At 53.3% G+C, this 19,105-nt stretch carries 23 protein-coding genes; 18 read left to right on the top strand and 5 right to left on the bottom strand.

Annotated elements, in window-relative coordinates; all coding sequences use genetic code 11:
* Positions 1-99 precede the first annotated feature (99 nt).
* The 17 genes from nifU to METMI_RS0104495 all read left to right on the top strand — a co-directional run bounded on the left by nifU (position 100) and on the right by METMI_RS0104495 (position 12,751).
* On the top strand, positions 100-1,005 hold the full coding sequence (nifU, locus tag METMI_RS0104580) for a Fe-S cluster assembly protein NifU (protein WP_019865066.1): 906 nt from the start codon (positions 100-102) through the stop codon (positions 1,003-1,005).
* Complete coding sequence (gene nifS, locus METMI_RS0104575; RefSeq protein ID WP_019865065.1) at positions 1,005-2,213, top strand: cysteine desulfurase NifS; 1,209 nt, start codon at positions 1,005-1,007, stop codon at positions 2,211-2,213. The genes nifU and nifS overlap by 1 nt, the downstream gene beginning before the upstream one ends.
* Positions 2,214-2,561: 348 nt before the next feature.
* Positions 2,562-3,533: a hypothetical protein gene (locus METMI_RS0104570; RefSeq protein ID WP_232215179.1), complete on the top strand. Its 972-nt coding sequence runs from the start codon at positions 2,562-2,564 to the stop codon at positions 3,531-3,533.
* 604 nt (positions 3,534-4,137) lie between these two features.
* Positions 4,138-5,289 carry a homocitrate synthase gene (gene nifV, locus METMI_RS0104565; protein WP_019865063.1) on the top strand — a complete coding sequence of 384 codons (1,152 nt, stop codon included), beginning with the start codon at positions 4,138-4,140 and terminating at the stop codon, positions 5,287-5,289.
* Positions 5,273-5,434, top strand: coding sequence for a hypothetical protein (locus METMI_RS27385; protein ID WP_019865062.1), 162 nt, complete (start codon positions 5,273-5,275; stop codon positions 5,432-5,434). Before nifV ends, METMI_RS27385 begins: the two co-directional genes overlap by 17 nt.
* Before the next feature lie 11 nt (positions 5,435-5,445).
* Positions 5,446-6,219, top strand: a complete 774-nt coding sequence (gene cysE, locus METMI_RS0104555) for a serine O-acetyltransferase (RefSeq protein ID WP_198007977.1) — start codon at positions 5,446-5,448, stop codon at positions 6,217-6,219.
* Positions 6,219-6,722, top strand: a complete 504-nt coding sequence (locus METMI_RS0104550) for a hypothetical protein (RefSeq protein ID WP_019865060.1) — start codon at positions 6,219-6,221, stop codon at positions 6,720-6,722. The genes cysE and METMI_RS0104550 overlap by 1 nt, the downstream gene beginning before the upstream one ends.
* 336 nt (positions 6,723-7,058) lie before the next feature.
* Positions 7,059-7,370, top strand: coding sequence for a nitrogenase-stabilizing/protective protein NifW (gene nifW, locus METMI_RS0104540; RefSeq protein WP_019865057.1), 312 nt, complete (start codon positions 7,059-7,061; stop codon positions 7,368-7,370).
* Positions 7,367-7,846, top strand: a complete 480-nt coding sequence (locus METMI_RS0104535; RefSeq protein WP_019865056.1) for a nitrogen fixation protein NifZ — start codon at positions 7,367-7,369, stop codon at positions 7,844-7,846. The genes nifW and METMI_RS0104535 overlap by 4 nt, the downstream gene beginning before the upstream one ends.
* Position 7,847: 1 nt before the next feature.
* Entirely contained in the window at positions 7,848-8,702 is an 855-nt protein-coding gene (gene nifM, locus METMI_RS0104530) for a nitrogen fixation protein NifM (RefSeq protein WP_019865055.1), read from the top strand.
* 107 nt (positions 8,703-8,809) lie between these two features.
* Positions 8,810-10,087 (top strand): ATP-dependent Clp protease ATP-binding subunit ClpX, encoded by a 1,278-nt coding sequence (gene clpX / locus METMI_RS0104525; RefSeq protein ID WP_019865053.1) that lies wholly within the window; start codon positions 8,810-8,812, stop codon positions 10,085-10,087.
* Positions 10,088-10,182: 95 nt separating this feature from the next.
* Positions 10,183-10,800, top strand: coding sequence for a Grx4 family monothiol glutaredoxin (gene grxD, locus METMI_RS0104520; RefSeq protein WP_019865052.1), 618 nt, complete (start codon positions 10,183-10,185; stop codon positions 10,798-10,800).
* A gap of 36 nt (positions 10,801-10,836) precedes the next feature.
* Complete coding sequence (locus tag METMI_RS0104515) at positions 10,837-11,370, top strand: flavodoxin (protein ID WP_019865051.1); 534 nt, start codon at positions 10,837-10,839, stop codon at positions 11,368-11,370.
* Between the two features lies 1 nt (position 11,371).
* Positions 11,372-11,737, top strand: a complete 366-nt coding sequence (locus METMI_RS0104510) for a Rieske (2Fe-2S) protein (protein ID WP_232215178.1) — start codon at positions 11,372-11,374, stop codon at positions 11,735-11,737.
* 9 nt (positions 11,738-11,746) lie between these two features.
* Positions 11,747-12,211: a SoxR reducing system RseC family protein gene (locus METMI_RS0104505; RefSeq protein WP_019865049.1), complete on the top strand. Its 465-nt coding sequence runs from the start codon at positions 11,747-11,749 to the stop codon at positions 12,209-12,211.
* Positions 12,192-12,491: a hypothetical protein gene (locus METMI_RS0104500; RefSeq protein WP_019865048.1), complete on the top strand. Its 300-nt coding sequence runs from the start codon at positions 12,192-12,194 to the stop codon at positions 12,489-12,491. The genes METMI_RS0104505 and METMI_RS0104500 overlap by 20 nt, the downstream gene beginning before the upstream one ends.
* The gene (locus tag METMI_RS0104495; RefSeq protein ID WP_019865047.1) at positions 12,488-12,751 is read left to right on the top strand and encodes a DUF6156 family protein; all 264 of its coding nucleotides are present in this window, start codon (positions 12,488-12,490) and stop codon (positions 12,749-12,751) included. The genes METMI_RS0104500 and METMI_RS0104495 overlap by 4 nt, the downstream gene beginning before the upstream one ends.
* A 58-nt stretch (positions 12,752-12,809) precedes the next feature.
* On the opposite strand, the gene arsS is transcribed toward METMI_RS0104495, so the two are convergent.
* The 3 genes from arsS to METMI_RS26725 are packed head-to-tail and all read right to left on the bottom strand — an operon-like array spanning position 12,810 to position 16,142.
* Positions 12,810-13,766: an arsenosugar biosynthesis radical SAM (seleno)protein ArsS gene (gene arsS / locus METMI_RS0104490; RefSeq protein WP_019865046.1), complete on the bottom strand. Its 957-nt coding sequence runs from the start codon at positions 13,764-13,766 to the stop codon at positions 12,810-12,812.
* A gap of 15 nt (positions 13,767-13,781) precedes the next feature.
* Complete coding sequence (locus METMI_RS0104485; RefSeq protein ID WP_019865045.1) at positions 13,782-15,929, bottom strand: FAD-dependent oxidoreductase; 2,148 nt, start codon at positions 15,927-15,929, stop codon at positions 13,782-13,784.
* A 48-nt stretch (positions 15,930-15,977) separates the two neighbouring features.
* Positions 15,978-16,142: a hypothetical protein gene (locus tag METMI_RS26725; protein WP_156829763.1), complete on the bottom strand. Its 165-nt coding sequence runs from the start codon at positions 16,140-16,142 to the stop codon at positions 15,978-15,980.
* A 450-nt stretch (positions 16,143-16,592) separates the two neighbouring features.
* Here METMI_RS26725 and METMI_RS0104480 point away from each other — a divergent pair, with 450 nt between their 5' ends.
* Positions 16,593-16,997, top strand: coding sequence for a hypothetical protein (locus tag METMI_RS0104480; protein ID WP_019865044.1), 405 nt, complete (start codon positions 16,593-16,595; stop codon positions 16,995-16,997).
* Positions 16,998-17,085: 88 nt separating this feature from the next.
* Here the strand turns inward: METMI_RS0104480 and gltA are convergent, their stop codons facing one another.
* Both gltA and METMI_RS0104470 read right to left on the bottom strand, forming a co-directional pair.
* The gene (gltA, locus tag METMI_RS0104475) at positions 17,086-18,387 is read right to left on the bottom strand and encodes a citrate synthase (protein ID WP_019865043.1); all 1,302 of its coding nucleotides are present in this window, start codon (positions 18,385-18,387) and stop codon (positions 17,086-17,088) included.
* A 57-nt stretch (positions 18,388-18,444) separates the two neighbouring features.
* Positions 18,445-19,095, bottom strand: coding sequence for a bifunctional 4-hydroxy-2-oxoglutarate aldolase/2-dehydro-3-deoxy-phosphogluconate aldolase (locus METMI_RS0104470; protein ID WP_019865041.1), 651 nt, complete (start codon positions 19,093-19,095; stop codon positions 18,445-18,447).
* Positions 19,096-19,105: the final 10 nt, after the last annotated feature.

The following is a 19,105-nucleotide window of genomic DNA, read 5'->3' as shown; positions in this document are numbered from 1 at the left end:
CTTTGGGTGGCGCGTTAGGTGGCCCGGCAATCTAGGCCGCCACTGTTGGGTCACGCTATCGTTAACCCAACCTACACCAGTTAATCCGAGGACACAGCCATGTGGGACTATTCAGACAAAGTAAAAGAACATTTTTTTAACCCGAAAAACGCTGGCGCAGTCGTCGATGCCAATGCCACAGGCGAAGTCGGTTCCATCAGTTGCGGCGATGCCTTACGGTTGACCTTAAAAGTCGAGGAAGAGACTGAAGTGATCTTGGAAGCCGGCTTCCAAACCTTCGGTTGCGGTTCGGCGATTGCGTCATCGTCGGTGCTGACGGAAATCATCAAGGGCATGACCCTGGATGAAGCCCTGAAAGTCACCAACCAAGACATCGCCGACCATCTGGAAGGCTTGCCGCCGGAAAAGATGCATTGCTCGGTGATGGGCCGCGAAGCCCTGCAAGCGGCAATCGCCAATTACCGTGGCGAAGAATGGGCGGACGACCACGCGGAAGGCGCGTTGGTCTGCAAATGTTTTGCGATTGATGCGGTGATGATTGAAGAAATGGTCTGGGCGAATAAATTGCGCACCGTTGAAGATGTCACCAATTTCACTAAAGCGGGCGGCGGCTGCGCGTCTTGCCATGAAGACATTGAAGCCATTCTGGAAAAAGTGCTGGCGGAGAAAGGCGAGAAATTCGACCCCGAAGCGGCGCCTGTAACCAAAAAACCGGTTGTTGCCGAAGTCAAAGGCCCGTTGACCAATTTGCAACGCATCAAAAAAATCGAGGAAGTGCTGGAATCGTTGCGGCCTGCGTTGATGGCCGACGGCGGCGATGTCGAACTGGTCGAAGTCATCGGCAACACCGCTTATGTCAACATGACGGGCGCGTGCAGCGGCTGCCAAATGGCGGCGATGACCATTGCGGGCATCCAACAACGGCTGATGGAAGTGATGGGCGAATTCATTAAAGTCGTCCCCGCTTCGGAAATGAAAAAACTGGTCAATATTGAGGTGGCGTGATGACTGACATTTATCTGGACAACAACGCCACCACCAAGGTGGATCATGCCGTGGTTGATGTGATGATCCCGTATTTCCTTGAGCAATACGGCAATCCCTCGTCCATCCATAAATTTGCCGACGGTGTGGCCAAAGGCATCAAAAACGCGCGGCAACAAGTGCAGAACCTGATCGGCTGCGAACACGATTCGGAGATCATCTTCACGTCTTGTGGCACCGAATCCAATTCCACGGCAATTCTGTCGGCGATCAAAGCCCAGCCGAACAAAAAGGAAATCATCACCACCACGGTTGAGCATCCGGCGATTTTAAGCCTGTGCGAAGCGCTGGAAAAGGAAGGTTACACCATCCACCGGATGCCCGTGGACAAAGCCGGACGTTTGAACCTGGAAGCCTACAAAAAACTCTTGTCAGACCAAGTCGCTATCGTTTCAGTCATGTGGGCGAATAACGAAACAGGGACGCTGTTTCCAGTCGTGGAAATGGCGGAACTGGCCAACGCGGCGGGTGTGATGTTCCACACCGATGCCGTGCAAGCCGTCGGCAAAATCCCGATGATGTTGCAGGACACCAAAATCGACATGCTGTCGCTGTCAGGCCACAAACTGCATGCACCGAAAGGCATAGGCGTGTTGTATTTGCGCCGTGGCACCCGCTACCGCCCCTTATTGCGTGGCGGCCATCAGGAGCGCGGACGGCGTGCGGGCACGGAAAACACCGCATCCATCGTTGGTTTGGGCAAAGCCTGTGAACTGGCCTTGGAGCATATCGAATACGAAAACACCCATGTCAAAGCCATGCGTGACCGCTTGGAACGTGGCATCACCGAACAGATCCCGCATTGTTTCGTCACTGGCGATTTGTACAACCGCTTGCCGAACACGACCGACATCGCCTTTGAATACATCGAAGGCGAAGCGATTTTGATGTTGCTGAACAAGGCCGGGATTGCCGCGTCTAGTGGTTCGGCGTGTACCTCAGGCTCTCTTGAGCCTTCACATGTGATGCGGGCGATGGACATCCCTTACACCGCCGCGCACGGCACCATCCGCTTTTCGTTCTCACGCTATAACTCCATGCACGAAGTGGACGAAGTGCTGAAAGTGATGCCGGGGGTTGTCGCGACTTTGCGGAAACTGTCACCGTATTGGGAGGGTGATGGCCCGGTGGCAAGCCCTGAACAGGCGTTTAAGCCGACTTATGCTTGATATGTGTCATGATGGGCTTCATGCCTCGGCCCATCATGACGCCGCATGCCATCAATAAATCCAAGTAAGGTGGGCAAGCTGCTTTGTCCGCCATTTTTATCCTATGGATTGTATCGGGTGGGCACGGAAAGTGTGTGCCTACCCTAGTTGGCTTCTGAAACTTCCCCGTGCAGGCATGTGTTTCCCCCCGCTTTCGCCTTCTATAGCAAGGCCCGCTAAACCTATAACTCCAGTATGGCTAGGGTTGTTGGTTTTTACTGAATAGCAACATTTACAATAATCCTGGATTGTGTGAGACTCGGTTTTTCAGCCAATTAAACATTGGCCCTCATCTTTGTGATGTTACCTATGGAAAAACGTCTTGCTCTGATGTTAATAACTGGCGCTTTGGTTTATTCCAGCCACGCATGTGCGCTGACCCCGGCCCAAATGGACGCCTTGCAAGCCAAGCTATCGGCAAACAGTAAAGGACGCAGTGACGGCGCCACGGCGGGCTATGCCCAACTTATCGGTTTTATCTCGGATGCCTCGGTGTCGGGTTATGTCTTGGATGTGAACAATAGCCAAGGCTCAAGCATCAATATTGTGAAATTGCCCCTTGAACATGAATTGGCCGTGTTTGATAAGATGAAGATGTCGGTACGCGGCGGTTTCAATTATGCCAGTGTCGATTCCAAAAATATCCTTGCCGGCCTTTCTTCCGATACCGTCAAACCCACTTCGGAAGCGTATAGCGGTTTGGTGGGGCTATTGTTTGCCGTGCCCTTGGCTGAACATTGGACATTGAAGCCCGTGGTCGATGTCGGGATCGGGCGCATTGACAATTCCATCGCCTTTCAGGGGGCGGATGCCATCCAAGCCAAGCCTTTAGTTGAAAGCCTGGTCATCAATTGGTCGAGCAACATGGTGTTAGTGAGCACAGGCTTAGGGCTAGATTACACCCGCGCTTTCGGAAATTTTAAGCTCGACGTCAAAGCGAATTATAACCACACCCTGATCTCCAGTTTTTCTGAATCAGGCAATTTTAACGGCTTTAGCGAACAGACCGATTTGCTGCATTTTGCGGTTGATTTGGCCCGTCCCTGGGGGATTGGCCTGTTGGGTTATCCGCTAACCGGTGTGCTTCACACGGATCACACTGTTTTTCTGGGCAAGAATAGCAACGCGCTGGGTTTTTCTAACCTGAATGCCTTTGGTTACCGGGTGGAAGCTGATTTTAGCAAGGCCCGCTGGAAAGTAAGCTCGGCCGCCTTAGGCTTCAACTATTTGACGGGCGATAATGTCGAGGGGTATGAGGTGGTTTTTAATGTGGGCTTTTGATCCCTGTTTTTTCCTTGTTGGCTAAGAAATTGGCCTGTTCCATCGCTTAGCGCTTCCCTGTCCACGCATGGCGGCACTGCCATTAAGTAAAAATAAGCAATACAAACCAATTGGGCAGGCTATCGCCACCCGCAGTGGGCGGTTTGGCGGCCCAGCCTAGCACTCCCTTGCGGCATGGCTTTCCATGTTGCCTCCTTCAGTAAATCCGAGGGCTTCGGCAGCGGCGGGGTAGTCCCGGCCATACTGTGAACTGTCAGGTTTTCGGCTTTTACAAGCCACGGTAGGGTACGCTGTGCGTACCTTTAAAAAATCATCATAAAATCAATGCAAAAGGTACGCACAGCGTACCCTACCTAAAAAACCGAAAACTTGACCGCTTGAAGTATAGGTGGTTACCGCTTCGCCTGTTCGGACTCCCCCTACTTCAGTTAGAACACTACAGCCGCTATTTTGTCGGGTTTCCGACAATTTCCTTTGAATCCCCGCGCATTGTCATATCTGGCTAGCCAATCGCCGCCTACAGCCCCTTATTTTTGAGGTTCAAGCAGTTGGCAAGCGTTTTGCATTATCCATATCAACAGTATTTTGACTTCATCAAAAGCCCATGGACACGACAAGCCGCCACATCATCATAGACGACACCACGCTCAGGGATGGCGAGCAATCGGCTGGCGTGGTGTTTTCGCTGGATGAAAAACTGGCGATAGCCACGCAATTGGCGGCCTTAGGTGTGCCTGAATTGGAAATTGGCATTCCGGCAATGGGTGCGCTGGAGCGGGAAGAAATCCAGGCCATCGCCGCGTTGGGCTTGCCCCCGCAACTGTTGGTTTGGTCAAGGATGCGGCGTGATGACCTGAAAGCCTGTGTAGGTTTACAGGTGGATAAAGTGGATTTGTCCATTTCCGCCTCCGACCAGCATATCCAGCACAAGCTCAAACAAAGCCGCGCCTGGGTGCTGCAAACCATCAACGGGCTCGTGCAGGAAGCCAGAAGCTTAGGTTTCGAGGTCTGTGTCGGTATGGAAGATGCGTCACGGGCGGATGTCGGTTTTCTCTTGCAAATGGCGGAAGCCGCCCAACAAGCCGGGGCGTCGCGTATCCGTTTCGCCGATACGGTGGGCATCATGGAGCCGTTCGGTGTGTTCGAAACCATCAAAAGATTACGCGCCGCCACAGACCTGGATATAGAAATGCACGCCCATGACGATTTAGGTCTGGCGACGGCCAACACCCTGGCGGCGGCCCTGGCGGGGGCGACACATGTCAACACCACCGTCAACGGGTTGGGCGAACGCGCCGGCAATGCGGCATTGGAAGAGGTCGTGGTCGGGCTTAAGCAGTTATATGGTTTGGATACGGGCATCCATCTGGAGCGCTTCCCCGAATTGTCGGCATTGGTCGCCAATGCCTCCGGTGACGCCATCGGCACACGTAAGAGCCTGATCGGCAAAAACGTGTTCAGCCATGAAGCGGGCATCCATGTCGATGGTTTGCTGAAAGACCCGAACAATTACCAAGGGGTTGATCCCGCCATTGTCGGACGCCGCCACCAATTGGTGTTGGGCAAGCATTCGGGCACACAAGGCGTGATCCATGCTTATCAGCAACTCGGCATTAACGTGGACCGCCATCAGGCGCAATCCTTGTTGATACAAGTCAGGCGGTTTGTCAGTGAGCATAAACAAACGCCTGGCGCGTGCGATCTGAAACGTTTTCATCAAACAAATGAGGATAATTGTCATGAACGAAGAATTTGATTTGCTTGTTGACTGCCATGCAATCGACGCTGAATCCAGCGAAACCGACGAGTTGCCCGGCCTTGATGATGACCGCTATCCCGGTTCGTTTTTCCGCATCCCACGCCCGCCGATTCCTGGCAAAACCGAATGGAGCTTAAGGTAGTGGTCATGGTGATGACAACGCAAACGGCATCGGATGCGCCCCTGCCTTTTTTCGCGCAATGGGCCGAGGATGTTTTGTGTGTGTTCGGGCGCGACCCGGCGGCGCGTAGTGTCACGGAAATCTTGCTGACTTACTCTGGGGTGCACGCGGTGCTGTTCCACCGTATCAGCCACCGTTTATGGTTGGCGGAATGGAAGCTGGCGGCACGGATTTTGGCGGCGTTCTCCAAATGGATGACCAGCGTTGAGATCCATCCCGGGGCGACTGTCGGCAGGCGTTTGTTCATCGACCATGCGCTGGGCGTGGTCATCGGTGAAACCTCGGTGATTGGTGATGATGTCACGCTTTATCATGGAGTGACCCTGGGCGGCACGACCTGGAACAAGGAAAAACGCCACCCGACGCTGGGCAATAACGTCTTGGTCGGTTCAGGCGCGAAAATCCTGGGCGCGATCACCTTGGGCAATAATGTCCGTGTCGGCGCCAATTCCGTGGTCGTCAAGGATGTGCCGCATTGCTGCACCGTGGTCGGCATCCCTGGCCGCGTGATCCAAAGCAAAGGCACAAAAATACAGAACAGGCACGGCATTGACTTAGACCATCATCTGGTGCCAGACCCCGTCGGCAAAGCCATTGCCTGCCTGATGGAGCGCATTGACGAGCTGGAAGCCAAGCAAGCCGAATGGCAAAAAACCGCCAGCCAAGAACATTGCGATACCTGTGACGCTGAAAGCCTCTGTGTTTCGCATCAGGACGTCCCCGTCAAACTGACCGTGGTGCAGTAATGGATTTATTGGATTTTGAAGCGCAGGGTTTGTATTTTGAAGAAGCCGATGCCGAGGGCGTTAAGGAATTGATTGCAGACGCTTCGGAGAAATATGCGGGTGGTGAGGCGGAATTGCCCTTATTGCAAGCGTATTTCAAATCCCCGGATTCCTTGAATGTGTTGGTGGCCTTGAACCGGTTTTATTACTACCAACACCGTTTGGAAGACGCGTTGGCGGCGACGCTGAAAGCCTTGGCGGTGATCCGGCCGCTGGTGGGTTTTCCTGAAGATTGGCGGGAATTGCAGCTTGCCCATTTGCAAACCGTCCCGGCCGCGTTGTTGACGCAAGTCCGTTTGTATTTGTTTACGTTAAAGGCCATTGGTTTTTTGCACATGCGCCTAAACAATTTGGATACGAGCCAAGCGGTTTTTGAAAAATTGGTGGAGTTGGACAGCAAGGACAGGATAGGTGCGCAAGCCTTATTGGATTTGCTCAAGCAATGCCGGCTGGAAGCGGCTTAGCAAACGAAAATGGTAGGACGGGCTGGACAAGGGGGCCTGTCAATACCCACGGCAAACGATGGGCTTCCCTTTGTCCAGCCCGTCCTACCAATAACGGAGCCACTCCATGTTAAAGAGCACATCTGATTCCCTAATCACCATCATGGCCTTAGCGGCTTTCCTGGTCTTGGTGATTTATTTATTGGCGCAAGACACGTCCTTAGTCGGGCCCTTGTAAAAATCAGGATGGGTTGACGCAAGGAAGCCCATCGTTTGTTGTGAAGTTTGATGGGCCGGGTCTCCCATCGCCAGCCTTTATGCCCTATGGGCGCATCCTAACCTTAAGCGGAGAAAACCATGAGTTTTGCAGAAGAAATGGAAGAATTGGAATCCGCAGAAGATTTTTTGCAGTATTTCCAACTGGATTACGACCAGACCGTCGTGCATGTCAACCGTCTGCATATCCTGCAACGGTTCCACAACTACTTGCAACAAGGTGCTGACAGCCTGCCGGAAGACGAAACGGCGCTACGGGCAATTTACAAACGCTTGTTGCTGCAAGCCTATCAAGACTTTGTCGAATCCGATGCACAAACCGAAAAAGTTTTTAAAGTTTTCCACATGGGCGAGCAAAACTCGTTCGTAGCCCTCAGCGACATCAAAACATGAAACCGGACCGCTTTGATGAAGGCCGTTTTGAATACGGCGAACCGGTGCGGGTGACCCGAAATGTCCGCAACGACGGCACGTATCCGGGTATTGATGTCGGCGTGTTGCTGGTGCGGCGCGGCAGTGTCGGGCATATCATCAATGTCGGCACGTTCTTGCAAGACCAGGTGATTTTCACCGTCCATTTCCTGACCCAAGACATTATGGTCGGTTGCCGTTTGGAAGAATTGATTAGCGCCGATGACCCGTGGAACCCCAGCCGTTTTGAGTTCCGCGACAAAGTCGTCTGCACCCTGGACTTGGGTGTGCAGGGCAATGTGCTGGTCAGCAAAGGCACGGAAGGTGAGGTCTACAAGGTCATCCGTGATGACGAGAAGATCAAGTACCACGTCGCCTTTTATGACCGTACCTTGCTGGTGCCGGAAACGGTATTGGCCCCCGCCCACCCTGAAACGTTTACTGAGCCGGAGCTGTGAGATGAGCCAGCCACAAACCGAAGCCTATAACTTGTTAAGGGCAGCCCTGACGCTGTTCCAAAAATCGCCCGCGCAACTGGCGGCGGAAGAATTGCAGCAAGTGCGCGTGCAGGCCAGCAATGAACTGAAATTGGAAAACCGTGTGCTGAATTCGCCGGAAGCCGCCACGGTGGTGATCACCGAGCAGGAAGTGCAGGCGGCATTTTTGGAAATCCGGGGCCGTTATGAAGCGGAAAGCGATTTTCTTGCCGACCTGGAGCAAAACCAATTGGATGAGAGCCATTTACGCGCTGCGCTACACCGCCAATGCAAAGTCAACACCGTGCTGGATGTGGTCGGTAGCCGTGCGCCGACCATTAGCGAGGTGGAAATCGGCATTTATTACCACGTCCATGCCGAGCAGTTTAAAAAACCGGAAATGCGTGAAGCTTGGCATATATTCATCAGCATCAATCCTGATTACCCGGAAAACACCCGCGAAATGGCCTTGCAACGTATCCAAGAATTAGGCGTAAGGCTACAAAAAAAACCGTATAAGTTTGCCGATTTGGCGATGCAGCATTCCGAATGCCCGACTTCATTGCAAGGCGGAATTTTGGGCAAAGTGCCGCGCGGCAAATTGTATCCGGAGATTGACGCGGTGCTGTTTACGCTGAAAGAGGGTGAAATCAGCGGCGTGGTGGAATCGGAGATTGGTTTCCATTTGGTGTTGTGCAAACACATCCACAAACCGGAAACCTTATCGCTAGCCAAAGCCACGCCGAAAATCCGCCAATTAATGGGGGACCGCGCCAAACGGACGTGCCAACGGGCTTGGTTGGCGGGTTTAGGTAAAGATACGGATGAGCGGCATTGAAATGTAGGATGGGCTGAACGAAGGGAAGCCCATCATTTACTGTATTCTGGATGGGCTTCCTTACGTCAGCCCATCCCACAGGAACGTTAACTCTGAGGACAGCCATCATGACCATCAAAGAAATCAAACATTGCTCTTTTTGCGGTATTGAACAATCCGCTTCCATACCGCTGATTGCCGGTGCGGAAGGGTATATTTGCGGGGCTTGCGTGGCGCTGGCGCATCAGGTGGTCAGTAACTGGAGCCGCAAAAAAGAGCTGTCAAAAATGCAAGGCGCATTGCCGATCCCGGCCAAAATCAAGGAACATCTGGACCAATACGTCATCGGCCAGCAACTTGCCAAAGAAATCCTGGCGGTGGCGGTGTACAACCATTACAAGCGCCTGAAACACGAAAGCGGCGATGCGGGCTTAGGCCAGTTTGATAAGGATGTCGAAATCGGCAAATCCAACCTCCTGCTGATCGGGCCATCGGGCACGGGCAAAACCCTGCTCGCCAGCACGCTTGCCAAAATCGTCGGTGTGCCGTTTGTGGTCGCCGATGCCACCACGCTGACACAAGCGGGTTATGTCGGCGATGACGTTGAAAATATCCTGGTGCGTTTGCTGGATGTCGCCGAAGGCAATATGGCGAACGCCGAATGGGGCATTGTCTATCTGGACGAAATCGACAAGATCGCCCGCAGCCCCGAACAGCCTACGGGAACCCGTGATGTGTCCGGCGAAGGTGTGCAGCAAGCCTTGTTGCGTTTGGTCGAAGGTTCGCAAGTGAAATTGCCGAACAAAGGCCGGCATAGCAAAGAAGGTGCTGACCTTATCATGGATACCCGCAACATCCTGTTCATTGCGGGCGGCTCGTTCCCTGGTCTGGAAAAACACGTCGAAAAACGTTTGGTGCCGACCAACACCGCCATCGGTTTCCATGCCAGCGTCAACCAAACCGCCGAAAAACCGAGCCTGGAAGCCATGCTCAACGCCACCCAGCCCAGCGACCTGCGCAAATTTGGTTTGATCCCCGAATTTATCGGGCGCTTCCCGGTGTTGGCCCCGTTAGAACCCTTGGATATCGACGCGTTGATCCGCGTGCTGACCGAACCGAAAAACGCGCTGGTCAAACAGTACCAGCAGTTGTTCGCATTTGAAGGCGTGGAATTGGTGTTTGAGCGGGAAGCGTTGGAGGAAATCGCCCAAAAAGCCATTGAACGGGAAACCGGCGCCAGGGGCTTGCGTAGCATCATGGAGCAGATTTTACGCAAAAACATGTTTGATATTCCGTCCCGGGATGATGTGTCGCGCTGTGTAGTGGACGCCGATGTCGTCAAAGGCCTGGGTGAGGTCAAATTGGGGCATAAAGCGGATGAGGCGCGGCGGGAACAAGCCGGATAATTAGGTAGGCTGGGATGACGTAAGGAATCCCGGCACTGTAGGCCATCAAGCTGGGATCCCTTACGTCATCCCAGCCTACATTTAATAGGAAACTCATGAAAACCACCGAAGAAAAAATCCGCGAACAACTGGCAAACAACCCGGTCATCCTGTACATGAAAGGCGTGCCGGAAAAACCCGAATGCGGGTTTTCCGCCAAAACCGTGGGGATACTCAAGCAAACCAGTATCCCGTACACCTACGTCAACGTCTTGGCCGCCCCGTTCATCCGCGAAAAACTGCCTAGCATCTCGCATTGGCCAACGTACCCGCAATTGTTCGTCAATGGCGAGTTGGTCGGGGGCTGTGACATAGTTGAAGCGATGTGGAACGATGGCAGCCTGTTGCCCTTGTTGAAATCCGCCGAAGCCAAGGACGGCGCTGCTGGCGGCGAGCATTTAAGCGTGGCGGAAGTCACGCAACTGGTCCAGCAAGAGATTGCCGATGCCGAAGTGATTGTCGATGGTGCGGGCTGTGACCTGAGCTTGACCGTCATCAGCACCCGCTTTGCCGGTTTGCCCTTGGTGAAAAAACAGCAAGCCGTATTGGCGGCGCTGAAAGCACCGCTGGCTTCCGGTAAGTTGCATGCCGTCAGCGTGCTGGCTTACACGCCGGAAGAATGGCAAAGCAAACAGGCCTCCTCAACGGGCGGTCTGTTGCAGATACAGGGCTAGCCTTAGGGCCATAGGTTTTTACTAGCGGGGGGAGTCATGGCAAAAGTAGGCATTTTTTTCGGCACCGATACGGGCAACACCAGACGGGTCGCCAAAGACATGGCAACCTTGCTAGGCTCCGGGCTCGCCGCCAAGCCCGTGAATATCCGTAACGCGGAGGTTGCTGATTTGCTGCGATATGAGGTGCTGATCTTGGGGGCGCCAACTTATGGCGAGGGCGAATTGCCTGGTTTGGCAACCGGTAACGCGACAGAAAGTTGGGCGGAATTTTTGCCAAAATTGGCTGGCCACGATTTCACTGGCAAAACCATCGCCATTTATGGCTTGGGCAACCAAAAAAGCTACCCTAATGACTTTGTCAGCGCCATGTTTTATCTCTACGACAATTTTAAGCAGCGCGGTGCGGCCATCATTGGCGAATGCGGCACCGAGGGGTATAACTTCAAGGTGTCCAAAGCCATTGTCGATGGCTTGTTTGTCGGTTTGGCATTGGATCAGGAAAACCAAAAGGAGCTGACGGGGCCCCGCGTGGATGCATGGCTTAAAACCCTGCAAGCGGCTTGGGCTTAAAATGCAAGACCGGAAATTAAAAGCCATCTGTTCGCTGCACGACTTACGCCATGCCAGCTATTTGACCCGTCAAATAAGCCTTAAAGGCCAGGCTTGCTCCGCCCTGGTTTTTCTCTTTGAGGGCAAGCCATACAGTTACGTCAACCACTGTATGCACATGCAGCGGCCTTTGGATTGCGAACAGGACGCCATTTTTGACGGGACCGGCAAATTTTTGCGTTGCTCGATGCATGGTTTCATCTTTGATCCAACGACGGGCGAATGCCAAAGCCCGGTGTGCTTAGGGCAACGTTTGCAAGCGCTTCGCCTGCAAGAGATAGATGGCATGGTCTTTTTTGCCGAGAAGCATTTGGCGCTGCTTGTTTAGGGGGATGGGATGATAGAAGAATTGGCGGTCGTGGTGAAAATAGCCAACCATCAGGTATGGGTCGAGGGCGGGCAAAGCAGTGCCTGTGGTGGTTGCCTACAAAAAGCATCCTGTTCCACCCATGCGCTTGGCAGCGTCCTGAAGCAAAAGTCGGTGCCCGTTGATAGCGAGATCCCGCTAAATATTGGCGATAAGGTCATCGTCGCGATTGAGGAAAGCCTGTTGCTGCGTGCGTCATTATTGTTGTACCTGTTGCCCGTACTCGCCTTGTTTACGGGGGCGGGCATCGCCGACGGCTTGCTGGATAACAGCGGCACCGCCGAGCTATGGATAGCCGGCAGCGCGATAAGCAGTTTTTTACTGTCATTATGGTTAATCAATAAAGTGCAACAAGTGTGGACATTCGGCCATTTCGCCCGTCCGCTCGTCATCAAGAAAGTGTTACCCGCCGCGTATGAATGTCTGGGCGATTGAAAAAGACACGCCGCTTAAGATCCTGCTCTTGGAACTGGTGCACCGTTACGGCGAAAATGCCTTGGGCTTGAACACGAAGGAACAGCATTACCAAGCCATTGAAATTTGTACGCTACATGACCCCAGCCTATCGGCTTATATTTTCACTTTTGCCCAAATGCCAGGACGTTATGGCATCGACCTGAAATATCCCATTCCGGCGCACAACATCATCGGTGAAAACGAAAACCTGACCTTAGAGCAAACCCTAGAAATCATCAGCATCCACCTTTTCTCATGAACACCACCGCCCGTTATTTCCTCAGTTACAGCAGCGTCAAATTGCCGTTAAAACTGGTGAATGAAATCACCGAAGCCGACTTGAATCACCGTAATTTCTATTACCTAGGCCATTTCGATGGCGATGGGCAATTGCTGCATTGCCAGAAAATCGTCTACGGCGAAGTCGAATCCGAGCATCATTACCGCTATGGCGATGGCGGTGAATTGGCGTGGGCGCAAATCACGGAAGACGATGAGGTGCGGGAGATTGATTTTTAGCGCATGTCACGGTGTGGGTTTTGGTAATGGCTGAAACCGGACCTTCAGGTAGATGGGTTTAGCCAATAATCGCCCCGCCACAACTGCTGCCTTGCCCGGCCGTGCAGCCGTAGCAGTGTTGCAAGGTGTTGATGCGTTGGTTAAGCAGCGCGGGCACTTCGGTGATATGGGTGTGCCGCCCTTCCGCCCCCAAGGGCAGTTTCAGCATCTGGTTAAAATCACAATCATAAACAAAACCTTGCCAATCCACACTCAGGGTGTTTTTGCACATGACCTGTTCCAGCGTGGTGGCGTTGAAACTGTTTTTCAGCAAGGCCATATAGCCTTCAAACTGGCCTTTGCTTAGCAAAACACTGCCAAAGCGTTGTATCGGCAGGTTCGCCAGCGCATATAACCGGTTAAAAACAATGCCGTATTGTACAAACAAATATTGTTTGTAAGCCTGTTCCAGCGCGTGTTGTCCGGGCGGCAGGTTTGCGCCTTGCGGGTTATAGACCAAGTTCAGTTGCAAACCGCTGCCCGCTTGCCCATAACCCAGCGCATTGAGTTGTTGCAAGGCGGTGATGCTGGCGTTGAACGTGCCTTTGCCGCGTTGTTTATCGACATTGTCTTCCAGATAACAAGGCAAGGACGCGACAATTTCCACTTGCTTGTCCGCCAGAAACTGCCCCAAACCTTCAAAACCGGCTTCCAGCAAAACCACCAGGTTGCAGCGGTCTATGACGGTGATGCCCCTGTCCCTGGCGGCGGCCACCAGATAGCGGAAATACGGGTTCATCTCCGGTGCGCCGCCCGTCAAATCCAGTGTATGCAATTGCTGCTGGTCTAGGAACGCCAGCACTTGGTCTATGGTGGCTTTGTCCATCAGTTCCGTGCGCTTGGGGCCGGCATTGACGTGGCAGTGCGTGCAGCTTAGGTTGCACAAATAGCCTAGGTTGGCTTGCAAGATTTCCAGTGGCTTGCGGGTGATTGCCGGAAAGTCAGAAGGTTGCAGAAAGGGTAGGGAATCGAGCATGAGGGTGTTTTTCCGTCAATGCCGTAACCAGCGATGATAAACCGCCAGGCACTTTAATGCGGTTTGCGGGATATGCTGTTTTTTCCAAACGCCAGCGGCGTATTTGTTGGCTTCCGCTAAGGTCGGGTAAATATGTATTGTCCCCAAGACCTGATTCAATCCTAAGTTGTGCTTCATCGCCAACACAAACTCGGCGACCAGCTCGCTGGCCTGTTCGCCGACAATGGTCACGCCAAGGATTTTGTCTTTGCCTGGTTTGGTCAGCACTTTGACAAATCCTTGGGTTGCCCCATCGGCAATGGCCCGGTCCAAATCTTCCAGTGCATAAGTGCTGGTTTCATAAGCGATGCCTTGTTCACGCGCTTCCTGCTCGTTAAGCCCGACCCGCGCCACTTCGGGGTCGATAAACATGGCCTGCGGGATGGCGGAACCGTCGGTGCGGAATTTTTTGACTTGCCCGAACAGCGCGTTGACGCTGGCGTACCACGCCTGATGTGCGGCGGTGTGGGTGAACTGGTAAGGCCCGGCGGCATCGCCGCAGGCGTAGATGTTCGGGAAATTGGTGGTTTGGAAGCCGTCTATGGCGATGGTCTTTTTGGGTGACAGCCTGATGCCCAGTGCTTCTAAGCCAAAGCCTGAGACATTTGCGCTACGGCCTAGGGCAAGCAAAACTTGGTCGAAGGCAATACGTGTTGTTTGGCCTTGTTGTCCGGTGATTAGCGTTTTTTCGCCATTTTCGATTAGGAACGTTTTGGCTTCATGCCCCAGCAAAACCTGTATGCCTTCCTGCCGGAATTTGCTTTCGACCCATTCCGATACTTCGCTGTCTTCACGCGCCAACAAACGCGGCAATATTTCCACTTGCGTAACCCGACAGCCCAAACGTGCAAACGCTTGCGCCAGTTCACAACCTATCGCGCCGCCGCCTAGCACCAGCAAGCGTTCCGGTTTTTCCTGCAAACTCCAGATAGTGTCCGAGGTCAGATAGCCCGTTTCCGCCAAGCCAGGGATCTCAGGTACGAAGGGTTGGGCCCCGGTGGCGATGACGATGGCGCGGGTGGTGATGACGTGGCTTCCATTGTCGCCGTTTACTTCCACTTCCCAGGGCGAAATGATTTTCGCCGTGCCATTGATAACGTCCACACCCAATTCCGTGTACCGCCCAGGCGAATCGTGCGGTTCGATAGCTTTAATCACGGCCTGCACCCGTGCCATCACCGCCGCAAAATCCACGTCCGGCGGGCTGGTGTAGATGCCAAATTCTGCGCTGCGGCGGATTTGTGCAGCGGCTTTGGCGCTACGGATCAAGGTCTTGGAAGGCACACACCCCGTGTACAAACAATCGCCGCCCATGCGGTGCTTTTCGATCAGCGTGACTTTGGCCTTGACTGCGGCGGCGATGTACGAGGCCACCAAGCCGCCCGCACCTGCGCCGATCACGACCAGATTATTGTCAAATGTCTGCGGCTTAACCCATGCGCTGTAAACCTTGCGGGCTTGGAGCAACGCCAAGATTTTTTGGGTGATGAGCGGGAACAGGCCTAGCAACGCAAAAGAGCCGACCAAGGTTGGCGACAAAATCCCCGCTAACGAATCCAATTGCGCCAATTGCGTGCCCGCGTTCACGTACACCAACGTCCCCGCCAACATGCCGACTTGGCTGACCGCGTAAAAGGTGCGTGTGCTGATCGCCGTCAAGCCCATCACCAAGTTGATGATAAAAAACGGGAACAACGGCACTAAACGCAAGGTGAACAAATACAAGGCTCCGTCCTGCGCCATGCCTTCGTTGATGGTTTTCAGGCGGTCACCAAAACGGTCTTGGATTTGCTCCCTGAACAAAAAACGCGCCGCCAAAAACGCCAGCGTCGCGCCTATGGTTGACGCGAACGACACGATCACCGTCCCCCACAACAACCCGAACAGCGCACCGCCCGCCAAGGTCATCACCGTCGCGCCGGGCAAGGACAAACCCGTCACGAGGATGTACAGCAGGCTGTAGAGGGCGATGGTTAGGGAACGATGCCCGTCACGGTAAGCGGACAGGTTGTCTTGCTGGGCTTTGAGCATGTCCAGCGTCAAGTAATGTTGTCCGCCGGAGGCAAAGAATACGCTGATAGCCACGGCGGCAATGGCCAGTAAGAGGATGCGTGAGGGGTTCATAAGCATTAAGCCAAGGAAGTGTTGGGCGTAGGCGCATTCTTACCAAGTTTATGGTGTCGTGTCGAATGGTTTTTGGTGGGGGCTGATAAAAACGGGCTGGCCAGCCTGTATGGAACGGTAGCGTAATGCCCCGTCCAATGGCCCCGACAAAACCGAGGAGCGCAAGGAGGAAGCGGTAATCGGGCCGCCTTCTGACTCGTGCCGTCCAGGCACTCGCACTCCGTGTGCTTCGCATCCAAATCTGCTCCAAGCAGATTTGTCTTTGGATACTTTCTTTTCGACTGCAAGGATGCCACCACTAAAGGGTGGTCTATGGACAGAGGTAGGGCAACGCAGGAGCAGTTGCCGAGGCGGAGCAAAAAAAAGTATCTCGCTTTCGGGTGCGAGAACCCGATTAAAAAACTGTCGCGCTAGCGACTCATCATTATTTATTTTCAAGCCGCAGAAAATGTTTGCGTAACATCAGTTATCTATTGTTTCATAATAACATTTTGCTTGTGACATATGCACTTAAACGGGCTTTGGTTGATGGCTATAATCCCAACCCAAGGCCAAGGGGCTGATAGCTTGTTTCCTGGCCTTGCGCAGGAGGGTACATCCCTAGGGGTTGCCTGAGAGTGGGGAAAAACATCAACTGATGGTAAACAACAACGAGGAATTATTATGAAACGCAAAAATATGGCTAAATTTTCAGGCATTGCCTTAATGCTTTATTCCGTTTTCGCATCCGCCGCTTCGCCGGTTGGGTACTGGGAAATCACGTCTTATGTCGAACCTAATTTGGCTTTTGGGGTTGCCAATAAGGTCTGTTTCCTGAGCAACGGAACGTGGACTTCGTATACGTTCCCAGGGGCGAACGGTACGTGGTTCCAAAAAGGGGATAGGCTACGGACGACCGCGTATTCGCCGCAAAATCAATGGATGCATGGGTTATTCGGGCAGTTTGCGAATAACAATGAGTTTACCGGTGAATATATTGGTTTTGTGTTGAACGGTAACACTGTCCAAACAACGGAAAAAGGTAATTTTATTGCCAAACGTGCGGGCCGTGCTTGTCCTGTGCTATAGCGGCGGTAGGAAGCTGATGTACGGGTAATGTGCCATTTTAGGCCGGGTAACGAGGGTTGCCCGGCCTAGCCTGTGTTAACAGCTTGCTTTAATTCGATTTACGATGGTCTGCCGGAACGTCACGGCGGACTGCCCCGGTATACAACTGTCTTGGACGGCCGATTTTTTGTTCCGGGTCGGCGATCATTTCATCCCAATGCGCTATCCAGCCTACGGTACGCCCCATTGCAAACATCGCGGTGAACATATTGGTGGGGATGCCTAAGGCGTGCAGGACGATGCCGGAATAGAAGTCGACATTGGGGTAGAGCTTTTTCTCGATGAAGTATTCATCTTCCAAGGCGATACGTTCCAATTCCAACGCCAGCGCGAACAGTTTATTGTCGTGCAGGCCCAGTTCGGTAAGCACTTCATGGCAAGTGGCACGCATGAGTTTGGCGCGGGGGTCGTGGTTTTTGTAGACCCGGTGGCCGAAGCCCATGAGCCGGAACGGGTCGTTTTTGTCCTTGGCTTTTTTGATGAATTCGGGGATGCGCGAGACATCGCCGATTTTCTCCAACATGTTCAACACCGCCTCGTTCGCGCCGCCATGCGCAGAGCCCCACAAACAGGCGATGCCCGCCGTGATGCAGGCGAACGGGTTGGCTCCGCTGGAACCTGCCAGACGCACCGTTGATGTGGAGGCGTTTTGTTCGTGGTCGGCGTGCAGGATCAAAATCCTTTCCAAGGCACGCACCAGCACCGGGTTGGCCTGATAGTCGTCGCATGGGGTCGCGTGCATCATGCGCAGGAAGTTTTCCACATAACTGAGCTTGTTTTGCGGGTACATGAACGGCATGCCAGTGCTGTACTTATGGCACATGGCGACAATGGTCGGCACTTTCGCAATCAAGCGTATCGCACTGATTTCACGGTCTTTTTTAGAGCGGATGTCCAAGGCATCGTGGTAAAACGCCGATAAGGCCCCGACGACCCCGACCATGATCGCCATGGGATGCGCGTCGCGGCGGAAGCCTTTGAAAAAATTGGTCAATTGGTCATGCACCATGGTGTGCATGGTGACATTGTATTGGAACTCGGCCAGTTCGCCGCTAGCGGGCAGTTCGCCGTTCAGTATCAAGTAACAGACTTCAAGAAAGTTGCATTGCTCGGCCAGCTGTTCGATAGGGTAGCCGCGATACAGCAACACCCCTTCTTCCCCGTCAATAAACGTGATGGTGGAACGGCAGCTGGCGGTTGAATTGAAGCCTGGGTCGTAAGTAAACATGCCGGTGTTTTTATACAAGGCTTGGACATCAACAACATTAGGCCCCGTGCTTCCAGTTAAAACAGGTAACTCGCATAAAGGCTGGCCGTTCTCATTTAAGGTAAGACTGCGTAGTTGGGTCATGGATTTTCTCTCTGTTTTAGGTATGTTTAATGATGCCGCAAGCGGTATAGCAAGCAATCAGGCCGGTTTGGCGTTGGCTATGGCTTGTTGCGCCAGTTCCGTCACTTTCGCCCAGTTTTTGGCTTTGACCGCGTCGGCAGGCGCCAACCATGAGCCACCAACACAAGCGACATTGCTTAGGGCCAGATAGTCTTGGTAATTTTCAGGCGAAATCCCTCCCGTCGGGCAAAAAGTCACATAAGGCACGGGGCCGGCAATGGCTTTTAACATGGGGATGCCGCCAGCCGCTTCGGCAGGGAAAAATTTGAAGTGGTCCAACCCGTATTCCATGCCTTGCATCAGTTCTGACAACGTCGCTATGCCTGGGATCAAGGCGATATTGCCGGTTAATGCGGCGGCCAACAGCTTGGGCGTCAGGCCCGGGCTGATGGCGAACACGGCGCCCGCCGCTTCGGCGGCTTGAAGTTGTTCCGGAGTGGTGATCGTACCTGCGCCAACAATCGCGTCTTTGACATTATCGGCAATCAGCTTGATGGCTTCCAGTGCGATGGGTGTGCGTAAGGTGATTTCCAGCACCCTGATGCCGCCAGCAACCAAAGCTTCTGCCAAGGGCACGGCGTCATCCAGATTTTGGATAACCATCACGGGCATCACGGAGCTGGCATTGAGCACGTCTTTTGGGGATATTTTCCAGTGGGTTTGGGTCATGGTTTTACCA

This window comes from Methylovulum miyakonense HT12, assembly GCF_000384075.1.
Taxonomy (GTDB): domain Bacteria; phylum Pseudomonadota; class Gammaproteobacteria; order Methylococcales; family Methylomonadaceae; genus Methylovulum; species Methylovulum miyakonense.
This window is presented reverse-complemented; position numbering and strand designations above follow the sequence as displayed.